At 60.8% G+C, this 8,101-nt stretch carries 1 protein-coding gene; it reads left to right on the top strand.

Features of this window, described 5'->3' with window-relative positions:
- Nucleotides 1–8,101: beta strand repeat-containing protein (locus FEM54_RS18045; protein ID WP_420875321.1), on the top strand; the 8,101-nt coding region annotated here is incomplete at both ends.

Raw genomic sequence — 8,101 nt, 5'->3', positions numbered from 1 at the left:
TGTCGAGCCAGGCGCAGGTCACGCTGCAACTGAATGAACTGGATAACGTCGCCGGCCTGGTCTCGGCCGGCCAATCGCTGAGCCTGAATGCGACGGGGCTGATCAATAACCAGGGCGGGCGAATTGCATCGCGTCAGGCGGCACAGGTTAATACTGGCGCCCTCGACAACAGCCAAAAGGGCTCGCTCAACGGCCAAGGCTCACTGACGTTGAGCCTCAACCAAGGTCACTGGGATAACCGCAACGGCCTGATCAACGCCGGCGGTCAATTGACCCTTAACAACCTCAACACGGTCGATAACCGCCAAGGGGAAATCTCCAGCGCGCAGTCATTCCTCCTGGCCGCCAACAGCCTCGACAGCGGCGCCGGTAAAGTGCTCAGTGACCAAGACCTGACCCTGCGTATCGCCGGTGCAATGAACAATGCGTTGGGCCTGGTTTCTGCGTCGAACCTCGACGTCAACGCCGCCAGCCTGAACAACCAGGGCGGCAAGCTCCGCGCATTTAATCAACTGACGGCGAACACCGCAGGCCTGCTGGACAACCGCGGCGGCGAGTTGCTGGCCACCGACCTGGCGTCCACCACGGGTGAATTAAACAACAACAGTGGCCGCCTGCAAGGTGATCGCTCCCTGGTGCTCAGCAGCGGCGTGGTGTCCAATCAGCGCGGTACATTGGCGGCAGGTGCAACGTTTACCCTCAATGCATCCCGCCTGGACAACAGCGCAGGCACGCTCACCAGCGACGGCGTGTTGGTCGCGGTGATTGCCGGGCAATTGCTCAACCAGACCGGTCTGTTTGCCGCCAAAGGTGATGTACGCCTCAGCCTGGGTAGCCTTGATAACCAACAGGGCAGTCTCGTCGCCCGTAACCTCAGCGTGCAATCAAGCGGCCCGCTGAACAACCAGCGTGGCACCTTGCGCGGTGACGTCGCATTTAATTTGAACGCCGGCCAAGTGGATAACAGTGAGGGCGGCCGCATCAGCGCGGGCCAAATGCTGAATGCTGGTATCAGTGGTCTTGATCAGCACAACGATGGTCGATTCTTCGGCCAGGGTGACGTAAGCCTCAACCTCAATAATGGGCATTTGAATAACCAGGGCGGCACGATCAACGCCCCTGGCCAATTACTGCTGAGCAACCTCGCCAGCGTCGATAACCAAGGCGGCGAAATTTCCAGCGCCCAGGCGTTTACCCTGGCCGCCGATACCCTGAATAACCAGCACGCCAAGCTCCTCAGCGAGCAGGGTTTGGCCCTGCGTATCGCCCACGCACTGGATAACACGCAAGGCTTGATCTCGGCTAAAACGCTGGATGTACGCGCCGCCAGCCTGACTAACCAAGGCGGCACGCTCAGCGCGGGTGATGGCCTGATCGCACAGATCGACGGAGCATTGGATAACCGCAGTGGCAAGCTATTGGCGCGCACGGCGTCGGTCAACAGTGCGTCGCTGGATAACCGCGAGGGCCTGCTGCAAGGCGACGCGATGCTCTCGCTCAACAGCTCAGGCTTGATCGACAATCGCCAGGGCACGCTGTTCGCCGGGCAGGCGCTGGACATCACCGCTACGCGCTTGGACAACAGTGGCGGTAAGCTGACCAGCGACGGTCGCCTTGGCGCGTTGATCAGCGCGCACCTGCTGAACCAGGCCGGGCTGTTCAGCGCAACCGGCCCGTTGCTGGTGAGTGCGGCAAGCCTGGACAATAGTGCCAAAGGCAATATCCACAGCCAAGCGGGTGCAAACCTTGACCTGAACCACGGCCACCTGAATAACCAAGGCGGCTTGATTCACGCGCCGGGCACGCTGCTACTGAGCAACTTAAGCAGTGTCGATAACCAGGCCGGGGAAATTTCCAGCGCCCAGGCCCTGGCGTTTACCGCAGGCAGCCTCGATAACCGGGGCGGCAAATTGCTCAGCGAGCAAGGCCTTGTGGTGCGTGTTGCCGGTGCGCTGGACAACACCCAAGGCTTGGTCGCTGCCACGGGGTTGGACCTGCACGCAAACAGCCTGGTTAACGCCGAAGGCAAGCTGAACGTCCGCGATGATCTGGCACTGTCCGTCGACACTGCCCTGGACAATCACCACGGTGAAGTCATCGGTGCTACCACCACCTTGAGCAGCATGAGCCTGGATAACAGCCAGGGACTGTTGCAGGGTGACCGCTTGCTTAACGTCACTACCCGCGGCATCGCGATCAACCGTGGCGGTCGGTTTGTCAGCGGTCAGCAGGCGGCCTTGGCGATTGAGCAATTCGATAACCGTGGCGGTAGCGTAACGGCAGCCGGGCCGATGCAGGTAAGCGCCACGCAACTGGATAACCGCGAGGGTGGCTTGCTCAACGCTCGCCAGTCGCTGGTGGTGAAAGTTGATAGCCTGAATAACCAGGGCGGCGAAGTCTCCAGCCTCACCGACCTGTCGTTCAACGGCAGGCAGTTCGACAACAGCAACAAAGGTCGACTTTTAGCGAACGGCGCACTGAGCCTGAAACTGGACCAACTGAACAATCAGCAAGGCACCGTACGCAGTGACAAGAGCCTGACCCTGCAAACCGCCACACTGAACAACGACAGCGGCCGCCTCAGCGGCGGTGCGGCTTTGGATCTGACCGCCAGCGGCGTACTGACCAACCGCAGCGGCGAGCTGCTCAGCGCGATGGCGTTGACCGTGAGCAGCGCCAGCATCGACAACAGCGGCGGCAAAATGATCGGTGACGGCGCTGTGCGCATCACGACCGGCGCGTTGAATAACCAGAGTGGCGGGCGCCTGACCAGTGCTGATCGCCTGGCGCTGACGGCAGGGAACGTGGACAACCGTTTTGACGGCCATATCGCCAGTAACAAGGCACTTACCGCCAGCCTCGCGGGCCTGGACCAACGCAACGGTGGGCAGCTCTACAGCACCAGTGACGTGAGCCTGGACATGAATCACGGCGTTCTTGATAACACCGGTGGCTTGATCCATGCGCCGGGTCAGTTGCTGTTGAAAAACCTCTCCACGGTCGCCAACCAGTACGGCGAAATTTCCAGCGAGCGTGCCTTCACCCTGGCCGCACAAAGTCTGGATAACAGCAACGGCCATGTGCTCAGTGATCAGGCGCTGACCCTCAAAGTCGACCAAGCGCTGATCAACCTCAAGGGCGTCATTTCTGCGGCAGGCCTGGCTGCTCAAGCTGGGCGACTGGATAACACCCACGGCGTATTCAGCAGTTCCAAAGACCTCGCGTTAACGTTGGCGGCTGACCTGCATAACGACGACGGCGAAGTCTCCAGCGGCGGCGCCACAGTGGTCAACGCGATGACCCTGAATAACCGCAACGACGGTCATGTGATGGGCGACATCAGCCTTGACTTGACCACCCGCGGTGCACTGTTCAACCAGGCCGGCACCTTGGGCGCCGGCCAGCGTTTGAACGTGACCGCGGCCAGCCTGGATAACAGCCAGTCCGGCAGTCTGGCGACCGATGGCAGCCTGACGGTGAAAGTCGACGGCCTGCTCGATAACCAAGCCAAAGGTGCCGTGCTCGCCAAAGGCGTGATGGACATCCAGGCTGGGAGTGTGGACAACCGCACCGGTCGCCTGTCCGGACAGAACCTGCTGACCCTGCGCAGCAATAGCCTGGATAACCGTGGCGGCGCGGTGCGCGCCAATCAGGGGCTGAACCTGCACGTCGGCCAGCTCGACAACCGTGAAGGTGTGCTTAACAGCAAGCAGGCGCTGGCACTCGACGGCCAGTCCTTGAACAACCAGAACGGCCTGACCAGCGCGATTGGCCCGGTACGCCTGGCCCTCGATACCGTTGAAAACGCCAAAGGGCGCATCGCCAGCCAGGATGATCTGGACGCCACGATTGGTGTGCTGAATCAGCAGGGCGGTCAGTTGGTCGCGAAGGGTAATCTGAGTCTCAACGCTGCCACCGTGGATAACCAGAACGGCGGTTTGCTCGCCGCGACAAAAGTGCTGAAACTCAAGGCAGGCAGCACCGACAATCGCAGCGGGGAAATCTCCAGCCAGCAGAGCGTCGATTTCAGCGGGCAACGCCTGGATAACAGTGCAGGCAAGTTGTTGGCCGGCACTGCGCTTGAATTGGCGATGGCCGAGGTGATCAATCAGGCCAAAGGTTTGATCTTTGCCCAGGACGCTCGGCTTACCGGCACTGCAGTAGATAACACCGATGGCACTGTTGGCGCTCAGCGTGCTTTGGCGCTTCAACTGAAGGCAGGCCTGGACAACACAGGCGGCAAGCTCACCAGCGAAGGCTCGATGGCGCTGGCAGGCCAGCGTATTGACAACACCAGCGGCAAAATTTCCAGCGCAGGACCGTTGACCCTTGTGAGTGCAGCGGCGCTAATCAACCAAGGCGGCACCGTCGAAAGCGCCCAAAACCTCACACTGACCAGTGCCAGCCTGGATAACACCAACGGCCTGCTCAAAAGCCAAGGCCTGGCAACCGTTAACACCGGACAGTTCACCAACGGCATCGACGGCCGTGTGATCAGCGCCGACAAGCTCGACCTCAGCGCCACCCAGCTCACCAACAGCGGGCATATCGCCAGCGTCGGCGCAATGAATGCCAGCGTCACCGGCCTGACGCAATTGGACGGCGCCGAACTGGTCAGCACCACACAACTCAACCTTGACCTGCACCACGGCGCACTGGTCAACGCGGGTGTGATCAACGCACCGCTGCTGACACTGAACAACCTCGCCAATATCAACAACCGCGACGGCGAAATCTCCAGCCAGAACGCTTTTACCTTGGTCGCAAAAAACCTGGATAACAGCAACGGTAAACTGATCAGCAACCAGGCACTGACCCTGCGTGTCGACCAACTGCTGGCCAACCTCAAAGGCCATCTCAACGCCGCCAGCCTGGATGTGCGCAGCACTCGCCTGGACAATACCGAAGGCGTGCTCAGCGGGCGTGGCGATGTCACCCTCAGCGCCAGCCAATTGTTCGATAACCAACGCGGCAGCGTGATCGCCGACGGTGCCTTGTTGCTGACCAGCGCAACGCTGGACAACCGCAATGGCGAGATCGCGGGCAAGGCGCTTGCGACGATCAGCGCCAGCAACCTCGATAACCAAAACGGCAAACTGATCAGCACCGACGAGCTCAACCTGCGCGGCGCAAACCTTGATAACCGCAACGGTCTGGTAGGTGCCACAAAAGCGCTGAAACTCGACGTGCAGACGCTCGACAACCGCACCGGCGAATTGACCGGCAACGCCGACGTCAGCGTCACCGGTCAGCAGCTCAACAACAGCGACAAAGGTGTGGTGTTCGCAGGCGGTACGTTAAGCCTTGCAGTCGATCAGGTCATCAACCGCACCCTCGGCGAACTCAACGGCGAGCGCCTGACGCTGACCGGCTCCATGCTGGACAACAACGGCGGCAAGCTGCTCAGCCAGCAATCGCTGAAGCTGGATCTCGCCGGTGATTTCGATAACAGCCAGGGTGTGCTTAGCAGCGAAGACGCATTGGCCGTCAAAGCCCGCAGCCTGAATAACAGCAAAGGCAGCCTGTCCAGCGCCAATGGTTTGAGCGTCGCCGTCACCGACAGCCTCAATAACAGCGAAGGCAAACTGGTCACCGACGGCGGCCTGACACTGCAAAGCGCCAATCTTGGCAACCAGCAAGGCATCATCAGCGGCAAAGGCCCGGTCACGGTCAGCACGGGCGAGCTGAACAACCAAACCGGCCGCCTCAACAGCGGCGACACCCTGGCCCTGACCACCGCACAGTTGACCAACGGCGGCAGCATCGGCAGCGCCAAGACGCTGACCGCCAGCGTCACCGGGCTGGATCAGCAGGGCGGTAAGCTGTTCAGCAACGCTGGCTTGAGTCTCGACCTGAACAACGGCCAACTGAAGAACCAAGGCGGATTGATCAACGCTATTGGCCCGCTGACGCTTAACAACCTCAACAGCATCAATAATCAGAACGGTGAAATCTCCAGCGCCCAAGCCTTTACCTTGGCCGCGCAAAGTCTGGATAACAGCAACGGCAAGCTGCTGAGTAATCAGGGCCTGACCCTGCGCGTCAATCAAGCCCTGGCCAACCTCAAAGGCCTGATCGGCGCCGCCAGCCTCGACGCTCACGCAGGCTCCGTCGACAACCGAGGCGGCACTTTGAATAGCCGCAGCGACTTGCAACTGACCAGTGATGGCCTGCTGAACAACCAGGACCAAGGCTTGATCAGTGCCAAGCAAACCCTGAATCTCAACGCCGCCGGCCTCGACACCGGCAACGGCGGTGAGGTCTCGGCCAAAGGTGTGTTGACCGCGAACCTCAACGCTCTGGCCCTGGCGGGCGGTCGCGTTGTGGGTGAGCAGGGAATGACCCTGGACCTCAACAACAGTGATTTGGACAACCGCAACGGTCTGCTGCTGACTAACGGCCCGCTGACCCTGAAAAACCTGGGTGACCTTAATAACCAGGGCGGTGAAATCTCCAGCCTGCAAAGCTTCGCTTTGACGGCGCGCAACCTGGACAACCGCGCCGGCAAGCTGATCAGCAGCCAAGTGCTGACTGTCAACGCGGACACCATGAACAACACCGCCAGAGGCCTGCTGTCCGGCTGGCAAGGTCTGAACGTCAGTGGTGGCAACCTCGATAACCGTAACAACGGCACGCTCTCCAGCCGCAGCGGTGCAATCGATGTGCGCCTGAGCGGCGCGTTGCAAAACAACAACGAAGGCGCGCTGGTTAGCCAGGGCCGCTTGGGCGTCAGTGCCGCCAGCCTGGATAACAGTGGCAAAGGCGTACTTTCCAGTGGCGATGGGCAAACGCTTATCGTGACCGGTGCGCTGACCAACGCCGATGGCGGTTTGATCGAAAGCGGCACCACGCTGGATCTGCAAGCGGTAACACTGACCAACCAAAGCACGATCAACGCCCAACAAGCGATGACCGTCACCGGCACCGACCTGAACAACAACGCCGGCACGTTGGCCACCAACGGTCGCCTGACCCTCAACCTGCTCGGCACCCTCAACAACAGCGGCGGCAGCATTGCCAGTTCCGGCCCACTGCTGCTGCAACGGGCGATGCAGGTCAACAACGACGCCAAGGGCAGAATCATCAGCCAAAGCCTGCTGACGCTGTTCGCCGGTGGCCTGAACAACAGTGGCGGCGGCACCCTTGCCAGTAAGGATCGTGTCGCGATCACCAGCACCGGCATCGTGCAAAATACTAACGACGGCCTGATCTATAGCCAGGACGCCGACGTGCAATTGAACGCAGTGGGATTGAATAACGCCAAGGGCAAGGTGCAGGGCCAGACCGGCCTGAGCCTGGGCGTCAGCGGTGACCTCAATAACCAGGGTGGCACACTCCAGGCCCATAGCCTGAACCTGACTGCCAACCGCCTCGACAACCAGAACGGCTTCATCGCTGCGCAGACCGGCGATGCAGTGGTCAATGCCAACTACTTCGCCAATGCCAACGGCGGGGTGTATGCCACCGGCTTGATGCGAGTCAGTGGTGCACAGCTGGACAACAGCGCCGGGCAAATTGCAGGTCGCGCGGTTGAGCTGAGCGCTGGTGGCGCGTTGATCAACCGCAGCGGTGTGATTGAAAGCGATAGCTCCCTGAGCGTGACAGGCGCCAGTGTCGACAACCAAGGCGGGCAACTGCGCGCGCTGGGCCGTAGCGGCAAAACCAATTTCCAGCTCGGCGGTGCGTTCGATAACCGCAATGGACGACTGGAAACCTCCAACGCTGACCTGACCCTGAATGCCGGCAGCTTCCTGAACCAGGGCGGCAGTCTGCTGCACGGCGGCACCGGCACTTTTGATATCGCCACCGCCAACCTGATCAATGCCGGCGGCAACCTGGTGACCCGTGGTGGCCTGACCCTGGCCGCAGACAGCTGGACCAACAGCAGCGTGATCCAGGCCGGGCGCCTGACGGTCAACGTCAATACCTTGAACCAGACCGCCAGTGGCCAGTTACTCGCCTCCGACAGCCTGACGGGCAACGGCGGCAACTGGAATAACGATGGCCTGATCGCCAGTGATGGCACGGCCAATCTGACGCTGGCCGGCAGTTATGGCGGCAATGGGCGCTACAGCAGCCTGGGCAACCTGGGCTTGAGTGC

Source organism: Pseudomonas edaphica (genome assembly GCF_005863185.1).
GTDB classification, from domain to species: Bacteria; Pseudomonadota; Gammaproteobacteria; order Pseudomonadales; family Pseudomonadaceae; genus Aquipseudomonas; species Aquipseudomonas edaphica.
The sequence above is the reverse complement of the archived record's forward strand: the minus strand, read 5'-3'. Positions and strand labels throughout refer to the sequence as shown.